The sequence below is a fragment of the Collinsella aerofaciens genome, assembly GCF_040926405.1.
GTDB lineage: Bacteria > Actinomycetota > Coriobacteriia > Coriobacteriales > Coriobacteriaceae > Collinsella.
The window spans coordinates 148,221-165,312 of record NZ_JBCOIG010000003.1 but is presented as its reverse complement, the minus strand read 5'-3'; the positions used below and the strand labels follow the sequence as shown (position 1 = coordinate 165,312).

Annotated in this window: 11 protein-coding genes; 9 read left to right on the top strand and 2 right to left on the bottom strand. The window is 59.5% G+C overall.

The features are described 5' to 3' along the window. Positions 1-118: 118 nt before the first annotated feature. Positions 119-2,347 (top strand): NAD-dependent DNA ligase LigA, encoded by a 2,229-nt coding sequence (gene ligA / locus AB5758_RS02525; protein WP_368155349.1) that lies wholly within the window; start codon positions 119-121, stop codon positions 2,345-2,347. A 170-nt stretch (positions 2,348-2,517) separates the two neighbouring features. Here ligA and AB5758_RS02520 read toward each other — a convergent pair whose 3' ends face one another. Beyond that, positions 2,518-3,363 (bottom strand): MerR family transcriptional regulator, encoded by an 846-nt coding sequence (locus tag AB5758_RS02520; RefSeq protein ID WP_271746963.1) that lies wholly within the window; start codon positions 3,361-3,363, stop codon positions 2,518-2,520. A gap of 54 nt (positions 3,364-3,417) precedes the next feature. Continuing rightward, a complete protein-coding gene (locus AB5758_RS02515) occupies positions 3,418-4,764 on the bottom strand; it encodes an MATE family efflux transporter (RefSeq protein WP_368141231.1) in 1,347 nt (448 codons plus the stop codon). Between the two features lie 318 nt (positions 4,765-5,082). Between AB5758_RS02515 and AB5758_RS02510 the strand changes: the two genes are divergently transcribed. From AB5758_RS02510 to AB5758_RS02475, 8 genes are all read left to right on the top strand, one after another. Beyond that, positions 5,083-6,120 carry a putative endonuclease domain-containing protein gene (locus tag AB5758_RS02510; RefSeq protein ID WP_368141230.1) on the top strand — a complete coding sequence of 346 codons (1,038 nt, stop codon included), beginning with the start codon at positions 5,083-5,085 and terminating at the stop codon, positions 6,118-6,120. A gap of 235 nt (positions 6,121-6,355) precedes the next feature. Beyond that, positions 6,356-7,411, top strand: a complete 1,056-nt coding sequence (gene moaA / locus AB5758_RS02505; protein WP_368141229.1) for a GTP 3',8-cyclase MoaA — start codon at positions 6,356-6,358, stop codon at positions 7,409-7,411. 4 nt (positions 7,412-7,415) lie between these two features. Further along, complete coding sequence (gene mobB, locus AB5758_RS02500) at positions 7,416-8,720, top strand: molybdopterin-guanine dinucleotide biosynthesis protein B (RefSeq protein WP_276530455.1); 1,305 nt, start codon at positions 7,416-7,418, stop codon at positions 8,718-8,720. 324 nt (positions 8,721-9,044) lie between these two features. After that, the gene (locus AB5758_RS02495; protein WP_368141228.1) at positions 9,045-9,866 is read left to right on the top strand and encodes an HAD family hydrolase; all 822 of its coding nucleotides are present in this window, start codon (positions 9,045-9,047) and stop codon (positions 9,864-9,866) included. Between the two features lie 505 nt (positions 9,867-10,371). Then, positions 10,372-13,707 carry a Spy0128 family protein gene (locus tag AB5758_RS02490; protein ID WP_368141227.1) on the top strand — a complete coding sequence of 1,112 codons (3,336 nt, stop codon included), beginning with the start codon at positions 10,372-10,374 and terminating at the stop codon, positions 13,705-13,707. Next, complete coding sequence (locus AB5758_RS02485) at positions 13,700-15,370, top strand: SpaA isopeptide-forming pilin-related protein (RefSeq protein WP_368141226.1); 1,671 nt, start codon at positions 13,700-13,702, stop codon at positions 15,368-15,370. The genes AB5758_RS02490 and AB5758_RS02485 overlap by 8 nt, the downstream gene beginning before the upstream one ends. A 114-nt stretch (positions 15,371-15,484) precedes the next feature. Next, the gene (locus AB5758_RS02480; protein WP_368141225.1) at positions 15,485-15,652 is read left to right on the top strand and encodes a hypothetical protein; all 168 of its coding nucleotides are present in this window, start codon (positions 15,485-15,487) and stop codon (positions 15,650-15,652) included. After that, positions 15,606-17,092 (top strand): isopeptide-forming domain-containing fimbrial protein (locus AB5758_RS02475; RefSeq protein WP_368155347.1); only part of this gene is annotated, 1,487 nt, incomplete at its 3' end. The genes AB5758_RS02480 and AB5758_RS02475, both read left to right, overlap by 47 nt.

Genomic DNA, 17,092 nt, shown 5'->3' with positions numbered 1-17,092 from the left:
TAATTGTCCACCCCAGTCTGGCGGCTGCCGATTCGGTGCGGTTCGAGACCGCTATTCGGCCTCATTGCGACCGGTGGTACTCTAGTATCCGTTTGAAATCGAGCGAAGGAGTGCCGCTATGAAGCAATCGAGCCTGTTTGGTGACGGCGTGGACATCGATACCGAAACGCCAGCGAGCACGGATACCGCTGCACCGATCGATGCCCGTGCCCAGGCGGCAGCGCGTGCGGCCGAGCTGCGCCACGAGCTCGATTACCATGCCTATCGCTACTACATGCTCGACGCGCCCGAGATCACGGACGCCGCCTTTGACAAAATGCTCGTTGAGCTGCAGGAAATCGAGGCGACCTACCCCGACCTGGTGACGCCCGACAGCTATACCCAACGTGTGGGCGGCTACGTGAGCGAGCAGTTTACGCCGGTCACGCATATGGCGCGCATGTATTCCATGGACGATGCCATGGATCTGGACGAGCTCGACGCGTGGCTCCAGCGCACCGAGGATGCGCTCGGTGCTGGCAGCGTCACCTATACCTGCGAGCTTAAGATCGACGGTCTGGGCGTTGCGCTTACCTATCAAAACGGCACCTTCGTGCGCGCGGCCACACGCGGCGATGGCACCACGGGCGAGGACGTGTCGCTCAACGTCCGTACCATCAAGGATGTGCCCATGCACCTGTCCGAGCCGGCGCTCGCCCACATGGGCGCCGACCGCGAGCGTACCATCGAAGTACGCGGCGAGGTCTATATGCCCAAGGGCAGCTTTGTGCGCCTGAACGACGAGGCCGATGCCGAGGGCCGCGACCCCTTCGCCAACCCGCGCAACGCCGCCGCCGGCAGCCTGCGCCAAAAGGACCCCAAGGTCACGGCGCGCCGCGACCTGGCCACCTTTATCTATGCCATCGCCGATACCGACCCGCTGCACGTCCACAGCCAGCGCGAGTTTCTGGACTGGCTGCGCAGCGCCGGCTTTAGCGTCAACCCCAACGTGGCACGTTGCGCCACGCCGGCCGAGGTCCACGAGTTCTGCGCCCAGGCGCTCGAGCACCGCGGTGACCTCGATTACGACATCGACGGCGTGGTCGTAAAGGTCGATAGCTTTCAGCAGCAGCTCGACCTGGGCTTTACCGCCCGCGCGCCGCGCTGGGCCATTGCCTTTAAGTTCCCGCCCGAGGAAAAGCAGACCGTCCTGCGCGAAATTCGCATCCAGGTGGGCCGCACCGGCGTGCTCACGCCGGTCGCCGAGTTCGATCCGGTGACGGTCGCCGGCTCCACCATCGCGCGCGCCACGCTGCATAACATCGACGAGATCCGTCGCAAAAACGTGCGCGAGGGCGATACCATCATCGTGCACAAGGCAGGCGACGTAATCCCGGAGGTCGTGGGCCCGGTGCTCGACAAGCGCCCGGCCGATTCGGTCGACTGGCACATGCCCGAGGTCTGCCCCGTGTGCGGCAGCCCCGTGGTCCACGAGGATGGCGAGGTGGCCTACCGCTGCGTCTCCATCGACTGCCCCGCGCAGCTCAAGGAGCGACTGCTTCACTGGGTGAGCCGCGGCTGCATGGACGTCGACGGCCTAGGCGACGAGATCGTCGACAAGATGATCGCCGCCGGGCTGATCCACGATGTCGCAGACTTCTACCAGCTCACGGTCGACGACATCGCCGGCCTGGACACGGGCCGCACCTATGCCAGCTCCAACAGCAAAAAGGGCGTCAAGAAGGGCGACCCCATTCCGGTAGGCCTCAAGACGGCCGAGAAAATCATCGCCGAGCTCAACAAGTCCAAGAGCCAGCCGCTCGGTCGCGTGCTGTTTGCCCTGGGCATCCGCCATGTGGGCAAGAGTGTGGGTGAGGTCATCGCCGAGCGATTCCTGTCGATCGACAAGCTTATCTTGGCGAGCGAAGAGGACATCGCCGAGTGCGAGGGCATCGGTCCCAAGATTGCGGCGAGCGTCAAGCAGTTCCTGGCCGTGCCCGAAAACCTTGCCGTGCTGGAACGTCTGCGCCAAGCGGGCCTTTCGCTCGAGGTCGACCTGGGCGCCGCGCATGCGCAAGCCGCAGCCGACGCTGGCGTGGCGGGCGAGCTCGCCGACGCACAGCCGCTCGCGGGTCTGACCTTCGTGCTCACCGGCACGCTCGTCAACCGCACCCGCGACGAGGCAGGTGCAGCGCTCAAGGTACTCGGCGCCAAGGTTTCGGGCAGTGTGTCAAAGAAGACGAGCTACCTGGTCGCCGGTTCCAAAGCGGGCTCCAAGCTCACCAAGGCCGAGCAGCTGGGCGTGCCCGTGCTGGACGAGGACGCACTCGAGCAGATTCTGGCTACCGGCGAGGTGCCGGTGGCGTAATGGATATAGAGAATCGCAATTGCTCGCAGGCGGAAGGGCGCACGAGGCACGCCCAAGGGCAGGCAAAAGAGCACCTGATGGCGCGAATTCGCATTGCGGAACGTGAGCGCTCGGCAGATGCGTCTCGTGATGCTTTTGAGGCGTTGACCGAGTTAGAGACGAGGCTCGGTCTAGCCTAGCGATACGGGTACCGTGATCTGCGTCACGTAGGTCGCCGGGTCGTCGCTGATGATGTCGTCGATAAGGGCAATCTCACGCGAGGGGCCGGCGGGTGTCAGGCCGTGCTCGCGCATATAGCCGAGCAGCTGCTCGTAGCGCGGACCCGCTTGCCCGTGCGTGCCGCGAAAGCTAATGGTCAGGCAGCGCGCGGCGGGTCGCACCTCGACATCGCCCAGGTATTCATCGGTGTCATCGAGCAGTAGAAAGACCTCGTCGTAGCCATCAAAGTCGCCGGCGGCCAGGCGTTCGGCGCTAATCCCAACGCCCAAGTTGCCCAGGAAGACAAAGGTCTCGTGCTGGCCCTTCTGCAATTGACGAATCTGCCACTCCAGCGCATAGGCGTCGGTAGGGTTGACGCGTTCGCGCAACACGGCGCAGCGAAGCTCGGGCGCATCGATTGTGCAAATGCTATCGAGCTCGGTGTTCAAGGCATCGTGCAGCAGCGCAAGCCGGTTATCGATCTTACGCGACACGCGCTCCAGCTCGCGGCGCTTGCGCTCGATGAGCTCCTGCTGCTGAGCCAGCTGCCGCTGCATAAGGTTCACATCGCGCGTGGTCACAAACTCGCGGATTTGTGCTAACGGCAAGTTGAGAACGCGCAGGTGGCTGATGGTGTTGAGGGTGGAGAGCTGCCGCGATCCGTAGTAGCGGTACCCACTTGCCGGATCGATGTGCGCCGGGTCCAGCAAGCCCATCTGCTCGTAATGACGTAGCGTCCCCACGCTCAGGTTAAACAGGCGCGCCACCTCGCCAATGCGGAGCAGGCCCTCAGTATGTTCACTTGGCGTGTCGGTCACAGGACCGCTCCTTTCAATGGGGTCGGGGAGGGGCGCCAGGCTCGCGTTGCCCCGCTACGCTGCCAACTTGTCAAAAGCCCCGCGCCGGTTGAGCACGGTAAACGCGATAACACAGATGACTGCCGACAAAATCGATCCGCACGGCGAAGCGATGCCCATGGGAAACAGCGTGTCGGAATAGGCATTCGACAGCAGCCACGCGCCCGGCACGCGAATGAGCGCCACGGCTAGCACGTTGTGCGCAAAGCCGATGTAACTCTTGCCATACGCAGCGAAAAAGCCGCTAAAGCAAATGTGGATGCCGGCAAAAATCGCGTCGAAAATGTAGCTGCGCATATAACCGGTGCCGGCCGCGACTACTGCAGCGTCCTTGGCAAAAAAGCCAATAAACGCCGGAGCCACCAGCCACATCAGCACCGTGATCAGGCAGCCGTACACCACCGAGATCGTCATGGCGTCCTTGAGCACCTGACGTGCGCGGTCGCCCTTGCCCGCGCCGGCGTTTTGCGCCGTGAGTGCGCTGACGGTAGCGCCCATGGAGCTCGGGACAATGAACAAAAAGCTGATCATCTTCTCGACCAGGCCCACGGCGGCGGCGTCGACGAGCCCTCGGTGGTTGGCGATGACGGTGATAAACATAAACGCCACCTGGATGCAGCCGTCCTGCACGGCCACGGGCACGCCGATCTTAAGAATGCTGCCGAGCACCTCGGGCTGGGGGCGCAGGTCGCTGCGCTTAACGTGGATGTTCGTGCGGCGACTCTTGAGCCACACGAGCGCGAGGGCAACGCTGGCCGTCTGGGCGGTTACCGTGCCGAGCGCTGCGCCCACGGGGCCGAGTCCCATGTGGCCGATAAACAGAAAGTCGAGCGCGATATTAATGATGCACGCCACGCCGATCACGTACATAGGCGAGCGCGAATCGCCCAGCCCGCGAAAGATGGCCGAGAGGATGTTGTACGCGGCGATAAAGGGAATGCCGATAAAGCAGATACGCAGGTAGGCGGCGGTTCCTTCGACTGCCTCGGCCGGCGTGCCAATGAGTGCCACGATCTGCGGGCACAGTGCAAGCAGGACAACAGCCAGCACCACCGAGACACCCATAAACAGCGTGATGGTGTTGCCGATGGCGGTCTCGGCGCGATCGAAGCGACGCGAGCCCACGGCGTGGCCGACGATGACCGTCGTTCCCATGGCCAGACCCACGAGCGTCACGGTAATGATATAGAGCGTCTGCGCGCCATTGCCCACGGCGGTGATGCCGGCAGCGCCGCTAAACTGCCCCATCATGTACAGGTCGGCCATGCCGTAGAGCATCTGCAAAAAGTACGAGAGCATATAGGGCAGGGCAAAGACCGCGATGGTCTTGAGGACATTGCCGCGTGTGAGGTCGTGTTCCATGAGCGGGGCTTTCTGGCTGGGTTCGTTTAGCTACCAGTGTAGTGAAAACCCTACAACGATTGTAGAGTCAAGGTTTGTGTTGGCGGCAGGGCGAAAAAAGTCACGCTCCGAGTACGATACTTTGACCCCTCCGTGCCCCTCACCTCGCCTCAAACCATCACAACATTCGACGTTTTTTGCCAAAATCGGGAAAAGCATCGAATGTTGTGATGGTTTTTCTACCACTCGACCGGGTGGAATCGCTTTCTTGCGCACGAAGGTGTGCGAACCCGTGAGCAGGGGGAATAAGGTTGGTTATCCGACTCCATTGGAGGGCTCATGGACCTGCCGATTGTCCTGTCCCATAAGACTGCCTGGCTGTACCACAACGTGGCGCGCCCGTCCGAGCCGCTCTCGCGAGCAAGCAGCCTATACGATGAGGACTCGCTTGCTAACGAGGCGGAGCCGACCGCGAGCCTGCCCAAATTGGGACTCGATGCCAAGGGGCTGAGGGCTTCAACGGCAGTTGGGATCGTTGCCGACTATCTGGTTTCGCTTGGTATTCCACGAGAAGAGCTCGATCATATCGACACGCTCGTCAACTTCGATTTTGAGCGCTCGACGCCGGCTGGATTCAGGTGCCACGTGTTTGGAGCGCCGGTACCTTCAGACCATCTTATCGAGGTGGCAGAGGGCCTTCTAGTGGTTGATGAGGCCATGTGCTTTGTCCAAGCGGGTTCGTGGATGAGCGAGCCCGAGCAGCTGGAATATGGCTACGAAATCTGCGCTCGATACCATTTGAATCATCTGTCGACAGGCGATTATATCGAGATGGGGCAGAGGTATACCGTTGCCGACTTGATTGCCTATTGCAATGAGAACCGATCTCGTCAGGGGGCCATACGCGCGGCCGCCGTGCTCAAGCGCGTGCACGATGGCGCGCGATCGCCCATGGAGACGGCCACTGCAATCATGGTCGTAGCAAAACGTTCCCAGGGAGGGCTGGGATATGCCAAGATCGAGCTCAACCATCGGGTCGATGTTCCCAACGAGTTCAAGTATCTCGCAAAGGCCGGGTATTTCGAGATCGACGTATATGCTCCTGCAAGCGGTACAGGGATTGAATACAACGGCTCGGACCATCTTGATAAACAGCGCAGCGCGTCGGATGCGGAGCGTATGACTGTGCTGAGCGCGCTGGGCTTTAGGATGATCGTCCTCACCGGGACTCAGTTTGCCCATCAGCTGCAATTGCACCGGGCGATGAATGCCATCGCGCTCGCTATGGGTCTCAAGTGCGACCGAAGCGAGGTGTTCCAGAAACGGCAGAATGACCTGCGGGAATTCGTGATTCGCAACTGGAATGGTGGCCTCTAGGGGCGTTCTGACCCTTCTGCGGGGCATTGTGAGCAGGCAAACCGTCTCAATAATCGATGCTTTTCTCGATATTGAAGAAAATCATCGATTTTTGGGACGGTTTGGATGTTGAGGATGGGCTTGGGAAGTCCGTTTTGCTCGAAGCGACCTGTCCTGTCGTACGCATGTCGACCCATTCTTCCCGTGGGGTATTATGTTTTCCGAAGAATAAAACGCCGCGTGAGGGGAGGGCTGCGTGGACGGGCGCGTGCAACATGACGGCTTTGGCCGCGATATCAACTACCTGCGCATTGCCGTTACCGACAAGTGCAATTTCCGCTGCATTTACTGCATGCCGGCCGATGGCGTGGCGCCCCGTGCACACGACGAGTTACTCAGTGCCGAGGAAATCGCCCGCTTTGTGCGCTTGGTGGCGGGGGAGGGCATTCGCCGCGTGCGCCTGACGGGTGGCGAGCCGCTGGTCAGCCGCCGTATCATTCCGCTCATTCGTGACATCCGCGCGATTTCGCAGATCGAGGACATCTCGCTCACCACCAATGGCGCCCTGCTGCCCAAGCTGGCGCTGCAGCTCAAAGACGCTGGGCTTAACCGCGTCAACATCTCGCTCGACACGCTCGACCCTACGCTGTTTGGAAAGATCACGCGCCTGGGTCGGCTCGAGCAGACCATGGCCGGCATCGACGCGGCGCTGGCTTGGGGCTTTGAGCCCGTTAAGGTCAACTGCGTTGTAGTGCGCCGGCTCAACCAGGATGTAGCAGCCCTCGCACGACTGACCGTCGACCGCCCCATCCACCTGCGCTTTATCGAATATATGCCCATCGGCGACGAGCACACGAGCTCGCATTGTGCCGTAGACCCTCACGCGCCCACACTCAATCCCGAGCTGTGGGACGCGAGTGACACCGTGCCGAGCGACGAGCTGCGGGCGCGTATCAATGCCGGGGCCGCCGCGACGGGGCTGGGCGAGCTCGAGCCACTCGACATCAACGACGCTCCTGCCGGCGCTGGCCCTGCGCGCTATTGGCACTTTCCGGGCGCGACGGGAACGGTCGGTTTCATTAGCGCCATGTCCAACCATTTTTGTGCGAATTGCAACCGTCTGCGCCTGACGGCCGATGGCAACGTGCGTCCGTGCCTGTTCAGTGATGCCGAGTATTCGGTGCGCGACGCCCTGCGCCGTGGTGATGATATGCAGGTACTTTCGATTTGGCGCGATGCCGTGGCCCACAAACCGCAGGAACACGCGATAATTGAGGGCACGCAACGATTTATGTCCCAAATCGGAGGATGATCATATGGCCAAGAGCAGGTACGCCGATGCCACCAAGGCCGCTCGCAGGGCCGCGATGTCTGCCCACAAAGGCACGGCTGCGGCGAATGCTGGTAACGCCGACGCGTCCGCACAGCCGACTGCCAGTGCTGCCACCGAGCCCGCCCGCGACGCCCGTCGCGACGAGCTGACGCATGTGGACGCCAAGGGCGAGGTGCGCATGGTCGACGTGTCCGACAAGGCCGAGACCCATCGCATCGCCATCGCCGAGGGCACTATCCTCATGCATCCCGAGACACAGGCCATGGTGCTGCAGGACCGCGCCAAAAAGGGCGATGTGCTCGCCTGCGCGCGCGTGGCGGGCATCATGGCCATCAAGCGCACGAGCGACATCATCCCCATGTGCCATCCGCTGCTCATTACCAAGAGCAAGTGCGACATTGCGCCCATCGCTCCGGCGGGGACGCCGGCCGAGGACGTGCCCGAGGGCTGGGCGCCGGCGCGCGCGGACGGGCAGGTTGGCTTTCACGTACTGGTTACGGCCGGCGTGACTGGCAAGACGGGTATTGAGATGGAGGCGTTGACCGGCGCGAGTGCCGCGTGTCTGACCATCTATGACATGTGCAAGGCGGTCGATCGCGGCATGGAGATTGTCGACGTGCGCCTGCTGCACAAGGAGGGCGGCCGCTCGGGCGTGTGGGACCGCGCAGAGCGTCAGGCCGCTGCTGTTGAGGCCGTGGCCGCTGACGGTGCCGCGCCCGCAAGCGCACCCGTCGCCGTCGCGCCCGCAGCTCCGACACCGGCCGTCCCCGCGATCGCGTTTATCGGCTACCAAAACTCGGGCAAGACCACACTCGTCGAGAAGGTTATCGCCGAGCTCACCCGCCGCGGCCTGCGCGTGGGCTCGCTCAAGCATCACGGGCACCACGGCTTTGATATCGATGTGCCCGCTAAGGATACGTGGCGCCATCACCAGGCCGGATCCAAGCACGTGGGCCTCATCTGCGCCACGCGCTGGGCGGAGTACGCCGACACGCGCGAGGAGGACGAGATGCCCGCGCGCGAGCTGCTGTCGCGTTACAACGATGTCGACGTGGTGATCATCGAGGGCTACAAGACCGAGGGCTTCGACAACATTGTGGTCGCGCGCTCCGGTGTCGACCGTCTGCGCGGCAAGAGCTCGCTCGACCTGGTCGACGGTCACACGCTGGCCCTTGCCTGCAACGAGGCCCTGGCACGCCAGGCCTTCGACGCCGGCTTTGCGACCCGAGCCATCAACATCAACGACGCCCGAGCCATCTGCGACCTGATTCAAGATCATCTGGCCTAAAACCTGCCAAAATGGGACAGGTTTATTTTGGCAGATTTTATCTGGGCAAACGTCGCTTCCACCACAAAGGGGCCAGGCACCTTTGTGGTGGATTTTGCTTTGCAGTAAAAACCATCACAACATTCGATGAAAATCGCGATTTTGACGAAAAGCGTCGAATGTTGTGATGGTTTGCGTTCCGGCTAGGCCACCCTTCGGGTTCGGCCACCACAGAGGGGCCAGACGCCTTTGTGGCGATCGGATCCCAACGGCCTGCGCCTTGGTATACCATGTACACCATTTCCGACCACATTCAGCACCGCCGCACAACCCAGAAAGGCCCCCATGGACACCACCTTCAGCCACATTAAAGCCGTGTTCTGCGATATCGACGGCACGCTGCTCACGAGCCAGCACACGGTGTCCCCGCGCACCGTGGCGGCGATTCGTGCCCTGCGCGAGCGCGGCGTGCTCTTTGGCCTGTGCACCGGGCGCGACGCCCACGCGACCGAGGCCATGTACGAGCTCTGGGGCATCGAAGGCCTGGTAGACGTGATGGTGGGCTGCGGTGGCGCTGAGGTCATCGACCGCGCGCACGACATCAACGAGCTGAGCTATCCGCTGCCGGGCGAGACCATCGCGCGCATCTGCAGGCACATGGCGGACCTTCCGGCAACGCCCGTCTGCCCCCGAGACGGCGTGTTCTACGTGCCCGAGAGCAACGCATGCGTCGAGCACCTGTCGCGCGTCGACGGTGTGCCCTACCAGGTGGTCGATTTTGCCGAGTTTTTGCGCGAGCCGCAGCCCAAGGTGATGTTTACCATGGCGCCCGAGGTGATGTCGCAGGTCATCGAGCGCGCGTCGACGTTTGTCGATGACACTGTTAAGGCGGCGGCTCTGCAAACCACGCAGCGGCTCTACGAGTTCATGGATCCGCGCGTGTCCAAGACGCGCGGCCTTGTGCGCGTGGCAGAGCTCAAAGACATGGAGCTCCAGGACATCTGCGTGTTTGGCGATGCCGATAACGACACCTGCATGGTGGCCGACGCCGGCGTGGGCGTTGCCATGGCAAATGGCAGCGACGCCACCCGTGCCGCCGCCGATTTTGTAACCGCGAGCAACGACGAAGACGGCATCGCGATCTTTATCGAGGAGCATCTGCTGTAGCGCTGGGGGAGAACCACTGCAAAAGGGGACAGGCTCTTTTGCAGTGGCCTCAGGCGATTTGGGCGAATTGATACCAAAAATCTGTGTGAAAATTCAAATATTGTTGTCTGAACATCATGCTTCTAACCACCGATGGGTTTAAGATATTCTCATCAATTTGGTAGGATATTCATCCCGGTTAATGATCTACCGTTCATGGTCGTTTTCGACTGTTCACAGGATGTTTACTCTTGAGCAAAATGTTGTGCAAATTAATCTAATGCCATTAAAAAATGATTGGCAACTAAATTACCAGTAGAAACAAAAATTAAATAGCGAATAAACGAAGGTAAATCTGAGAAAATGTCAAGAGAATTGAGAATTCGCTACAAAATTGTCGGTTTTGTTGCTCAGATGTTCAAACAATCGTTACAATATGGATTACTAAACGTGCGCAATTACAGGTTGCGCAGATACGTTTGATAGTGAAAGAGCAAGATCGCGGTCTCTTGGGGAGGAGACATCGATGAAAGCGAATTCAGACAAATCTAAGCAGAGTAATAAAGTGACGCGCCGTGTACTGGCAGGCGTTTTGTGCGGAGCCTCCGTGTTGAGCCTGGTACTGTCGCTCGTCATGCCTCCGATCTCGCAGGCCATTGCCAACGATGCCCAGACGGTTCCTACCGAGGAGGCCGGTGCAGACGAGAACGCTTTGGGCGAGGACGCCGGCGCAGGCAATTCCACGGGTAAAGACGCAAAAAATCAGAATAGTGACGACGCTGAGGGTGGCGAGGGAGAAGACGCTGCTGTGGCGGATTCGGCTGCCGATGGCGCGGAAGCCGAGAGCGCTGCGCAGCCCGCGGATGATGGTGCTGACGACGAGAACTCAATCGCGCTTGCTGACGTGAACACCAACGGTGATATCGAGCTACAGGGTGATGTTACTGACAGGTTTACCACCGGCGGAAGCTATTGCCTGACAAGTGACGCTTGGTCGACCAAGCCAATCAAAATCGAAAAAGACACTAAGATTAACCTTGCGGGTCATAAGCTTTATTACCGCGTTGGTAATAACGACACGTTCATTACGGTAGCGAGCGGTGCGCTTACCATTGAGGATTCTGCAAAGCCAAGTGATAAAACTTCTACTGATAATGAAAATAATCCTGGCCGGGCTGCAGCCATGACATGGGATACCAACAACAACGGCACTCTTACTTACTATGTAACAACAAGCATGCCTAGCGAAGGCGGATTTGGCACCACCGAGACTACAACTAAGCATGTCGTCAGCGGTTTCGGCGCAATCGTTGCTGCATCCGACAGTGGTTCGGTCAAACAGGTCATTTCCGTTCAGGGAGGGAGCACGCTCAACCTTACGGGTGGCATGATCACAACGCCTCGTACCCTGGGCAACAGCGGTCACGTTATTCTCTCTCAGGGCGCTGTCAATATTTCTGGTGGTTACGTCACCAACGGCAACGACGGTGGTTGGGGCGGTGGCCTATGTGTGACGGGTGCAAATGCCAAGCTCAACATGACCAACGGTGTAATCGCGGCAAACAAGGCAGCCTCTGGCGGCGGCATCTATGCTGACCAGGGTGCCACGTTGAATCTCTCCGGTGGTGTTATCTCTGGCAACGCTACGTATGGAAATACCATCAACAATGGTGACGACACCAACGCCGGTGGCTACGGTGGCGGTGTTTATACCGAGGGCGCAAACGTTACCATTAGCGGCTCTGCCTGTATAACAAACAACCGAGTCAACGATCGCGTCACTGATAACCTTTACAACAATGGCGTGCTCGGTGGCGGCGGCATTGCATGCACACACGGCGGCACACTAACTATGACGGATGGCTCCGTTACTGCCAATTACTCCCATGAGGCCGGCGGCGGAATCTACGCTGGCTTTTGGAACCAGTGGATTAAGTTCAAAATGACGGGCGGCATTATTGCAGGCAATATGTCCGAAAATGCCGAGGGCGGTGGTCTCCGTATTTCCACCGGTACTACCGGCGATATTGGGACTGAGCCGGGCACGTCCAACAAGATTTACATCACCAACAACAAGACCATGACGGGCAGCACTAACGGTCGCGGGGGCGACTGGGGCGGCGGCGGCATCTTTATCCAGCAGGGCGGCAAGCTCAATATCGTAAAGACGCTGATCACTCAAAATGATGCCGGCGGCTGGGGTGGTGGCATCGGTGCCTGCCCCACGGGAGAGACGATTGTCTCGCACTCAAATGGTGCCGCAATCTACAACAATACGGATCATGGTTGTGATGATCACATGTCTGCCGGAGGTAATGGCAAGAACGAGGACAGCGATTCTAACTACATTACCTCAACCTTCAAAGAAGCCGGTCACCAGGATTTCTTCCTGGTGCGCAAGAATGACAGCAATAAGACGGTTGCAGTTGTGCTCGGCAAGATGCTCGGCGGCGGCTCAGCTGGCTGGCAGGGCACTTGCGATAATGCGAAGATAACCATCGATGCCAACGGCGGTGCCGAGGCCAAGTATATGTTCGGTTTGGAGGCCCATCCGACTGATGATGCCATAGCAAATGCGCAAGCGGCAGCTACGACCGTCATCAGCGGCAACTACTCGTACACCCATGGCGGCGGCATTATGACCAACGGCGACCTCACCGTCGGCGAAGTCAATGATCTGAGCGTTTATCCGAGCATGAAGCTCAATGCCACTAAGGTGCTTAAAAATGAAAAGGGAATCTCGCAAAGCCTTAGCGGACACAATTACAAATTTAAGCTGCTCCGCAAGGATGGTACCACTGAGCCTTCTTGGAAAGAGGACGGCACATTAGATATGGGCAATTGCAGTGTTGCGGGCGAGGCGACTGTTGACCAAACAAGCGGCGAAATCACCTTCAACTCTGGCAAGGACTATTCTTCGGGACAATACGTTTTCTATCTCGTTGAGGAACCCATCAGCGGCGATAACGAATTGGACACTAAATTCGATAAGACCATTTACAAAATCGTGGTAAAAGTTGGGGACAGGCCATCCGAAACTAAATATCTCATGTCGTATCCTATTAATTATTACAAGGTAGAAGGAGTAACTGTCTATAAAAAGTCCGAGGGGGCTAAGGACTTCGAACAGCTTAACGGAGGCTATTCCGTTAAGTACCTATCAGATAATACGATGGCTTCGGTTAATATTGGCTACGGTGATAACCCGACCTTTACCAACAAAATTGAGCCCTATAACTCTCTTGGTTCCTGGACGCCTGCAGCGACCAAGGTCGTTAAGGGTGGCGAGATGAAGAAGTTCACGCTCGAATTTGCGGATAACGAAAAATTCGAGAACGCTGAGAAGCGTACGACTGATGCCAAGATGGCTACGACCGCTGCTGACGGCGACAAGCTCCAGATGCTTGAGTTCTCACAGATTGAGTACACACTTGACAAATTGAAGCAGAGTGATTCTGCTGATCCGGGTCGTCTCGCTGGCAAAGACTTCCAGTACTACGTGCGTGAGAGTACAGAGGTTCAGTGGTTCTCGCACTATACGTACGACAAGTCGGTCTATCGATTTGATGTCAAGATGAAGGACAATGGAGAAGGTAAAATCGAACCCGAGATAGTGACCTTTACCAAAATCAAGGACGCTCACGGTGATCCTATCGCCGACCCGAAGCCCATTAACTTTGACAGTACCAAGCCCAAGTCCACCCCCACCTTCACCAACACCTACTCCACCTCTTTGCCCCTTTCTGGTATGTCGGGCGTCACTCTGACGTACCTTGCCGGCGCGGCGGTGCTTTGCGCTGCTGCGGCTTGGATGCACATTCGTCGCAAGGCGAATGCGAAGGGAGGCGAGCGTCGTGAATAAGAAAGTTTGCTCCTTCCCGATCTTGTTTGCGCTGCTTGCTCTCCTGATCGGCACCTGCGCGGTTGTGTTCCCCGCATCCGCGCAGGCCGCGCCGACCGCGACCGGTTCCATCACGGTGAGCGGTACCGTGGCGAGCAGCTACGACGCCTACCAGATCTTTAGCGCCAACGTCGTCGACGGCGACAGCGACGCCAAGGTCGCCACCGACCTCGCTTGGGCAAGCGACGCCGTGCGCGACGCCGTCCTGCCCGTGCTGCGCAGCGCCGGCATGCCCAAATCCCAGACCACCGCGCGGGAAGCTGCCGAGTGGCTCAACACCGATTCCCACCTTACGAGCGCGCTGAGCGCACGGCTCGCTCGTTCCCTCCAGAGCTCTGGCGCCGTGCCCGTGGCCCTCAATGCGGGCACGGCGGCCGAGCTGCCCTGCGGCTACTGGCTCATCGTCGCCGACGACGACGCCATCGCCCAGAACGAGGCCGGCACCGCGCCGATCATGGCCCTGGTGGGCGGCAGCGCCGTCACCGTCAAGCCCAAGGCGGCGACCCCCAAGGTCGCCAAGCACGTGCTGGAGGACTGCGCCGCCGCATGGCAGAAGGCCGCCGACGCCACGGTCACCGACGACCTGTACTGGCGCCTCTCTGCCACGGTCCCGGCGGGTCTTACCGCCTACGACACCTATACGGTGCGGTTCGTCGACACCATGAGCGCGGGGCTCGACCCCTCCAAGGTCGCCGCGAGCATGCGCGTGTACGTGGCGGCGGGCGCGGACGGCGACTTCGACGCCGTCTCGGCCGGCAAGGACGGGCGCGTCGGCACCGAGCCCGCGAAGGGCTGGACCGACATCACGACCCAGTGCGCCACCAAGGTAGCGGCCGACGGCAAGACCTTCACCGTGCGCACCGGCGACCTCATCGCCGCGCTCGGCGGGGCCGACGCCTTTACCGCGGGCGCCCGCGTGGTCGCCGTGTACAATGCGCCGCTCAACAGCGCATGCAACCACGGCATCGCGAAGGGCAACCCCAACGAGGTCTACCTGCGCTACCCGCGCTCTCCCTTTGCCGATCAGTCCGGCGACGCCGGCTTTACCCGCACGCCGAGCGACGATGCGTGCGCCTACACCTGGGATCTCGCACTTACCAAGCGTGGCAGCGACGGCGACAAGCCGCTTGCCGGGGCGGTCCTGAGCATTGCCGACGACCGCGGTCGCACACTGGCGGCCGACGGCACGTGGGATGCAGAGGGCAAGGCCACCGTTACCACGGGTGAGGACGGCCGCGTGACCGTCTCGGGCGTGGACTCGGGCAAGCTGGAGGTCCGCGAGCTCAAGGCGCCCAAGGGCTACACCGCCTTTGAGGGCACGCGTTCCGTGACGGTCAAGGCCGAGGGCCTGGACGTCGACCAGGTGGCCGCCGCCAAGCCCAAGCTCACCATCACGGCCGAGTCGCCCCTGCGCGCCGACAGCGCGGACGGGTCGACGGGCAGCCTGGAGGCGTCGATCATCAACACGCCCACCGGCACACCCCCTAGCATTACCACCGGAGGCTTTATGCCCTTGACTGGTGATATGGCAATGTACGCCGTGGTCGCCGCAGCGGTCGCCGGAGCTGCACTGATCGTGGTCGCGCTCCTGATCAAGCGGGGAGGTGGCAGCCATAAAGAGTAGCTGGCAGCCCCACCGAGAGCGGGGCGAGACGTAGCGAAACAGATGCTAAGACACAGACAGATGATGACCGATCGAATGAGAACCAACCGGAAAACGGAGGAAAAGAAGATGAGCATGAACAAGAACATCGCACGCCTGGCAGTAACCGCCGGCCTCACAGCGGCGTTGAGCTTCGGCGGCGTCATGGCCCCGGTGACCATGGCGTTTGCTGATGATCCGGTGACGGCTCCGGCAAATGGGCATCATCATCGAGCAGAGCGAGAACAACAAGGGCACCGCTAAGACGCGTTTCGTTCCGTACCAAATCTTCAAGGCAAAAGTTCACGACGGCGAAAATGGTAAAGTCACATCTGATGTTGATTGGGCTGATACCATAACGCAAACCACCAAGGACCAGATTATTGCTGATATCCGTAGCGATGCTAGTAATGGTAAGAAGCTTTCCGAAACTCCTTCTGCTCAGGACGTTGCTGATTGGTTGGGCACCTATGTGTCCGAAAGCGGCAGGGAACTCGTTGTTAAGAACGGAGACTTGCTTAATAAAATAGCCGCCATTGTAAAGAAAAATGAGCAGCCGTCAGGTACGGCGTTCAATGCTGGTGATTCTTTTACGCCTGAGAGCGCTGGCTACTATCTCTTCCTGACAGATGATAACTCCATCGGTACGAATAAAGACTATTCCAACAAGAAACAGACGGGCACCTCGCCGATTTTCGCCGTCGTAGGTGGTACTGGAGTAACCGTGACCGAGAAGACTGGCATTCCCACGGTTACGAAGAAGGTCAAGAATGACAAGCTCCACAGCGACTGGGCTGACAAGGGCGACTCCCAGATGGATCAGCCCGTGTACTACCAGCTGACCGGTACTGTGGCTGCGAACATCGATACGTTCAACACCTACTACTATGAGTTCCACGACGAGCTCTCCGCGGGTCTGACCGCGGATGAGAATTCTATTACCGTTAAGATTGATGACGAAACCGTGACGGCGGTCAACAACTACACCGCGAGTGTCACGAATACTACGGACGAGTCCGGGGCTGTAACTGGGCAGGTGCTGACTGTTTCCTTTACGGATCTTAAGGCTGCTGCTCGGTCCGTGGGCAAGACGCTTACCAAGGATTCCCATGTCGTCGTCACCTACACCGCCAAGCTTGACCACGAGAAGGCGAAGAATGTCGTGGTTGGCGGCGAGGGTAATCCCAACAGCGTCAAGCTCATCTACTTCAACAATCCCATGAGCAACGGCAAGGGCGAGTCCGTGCCCGATACCGTCCGTGACTACACTTACGCGCTCAAGCTCGTTAAGGAGGACTCTGCTAACGAGGCCACCAAGCTCGAGGGCGTAAAGTTCACCATCCAGGCCACGGGTGCCGACGAGGGCGCTGGCACTCAGTATGTCCAGGAGAACGGTTCCCTCGGCAAAGATCCCTGGAATTTCACGACCGATGGAAACGGCGAGATTAATATCAAGGGCCTTGATGCTGGTACCTACACGGTCAAGGAGACCGACACCCTTGGAGGCTACAACACGCTGGGCGCCTTCACCTTCACCATTAAAGCCGATGGCCTTAATCAAGACGAGGGAAATAATACCCTGACGGTTACTGCGTCCAAGGAAGGCCCCGAACTTGTCGTTGCTCCGACCTTTGATCAGGGCACCGTCACCCTCACCGTCAAGAACAAGAAGGGCTCCAACCTCCCGCTCACCGGTCTTAACGG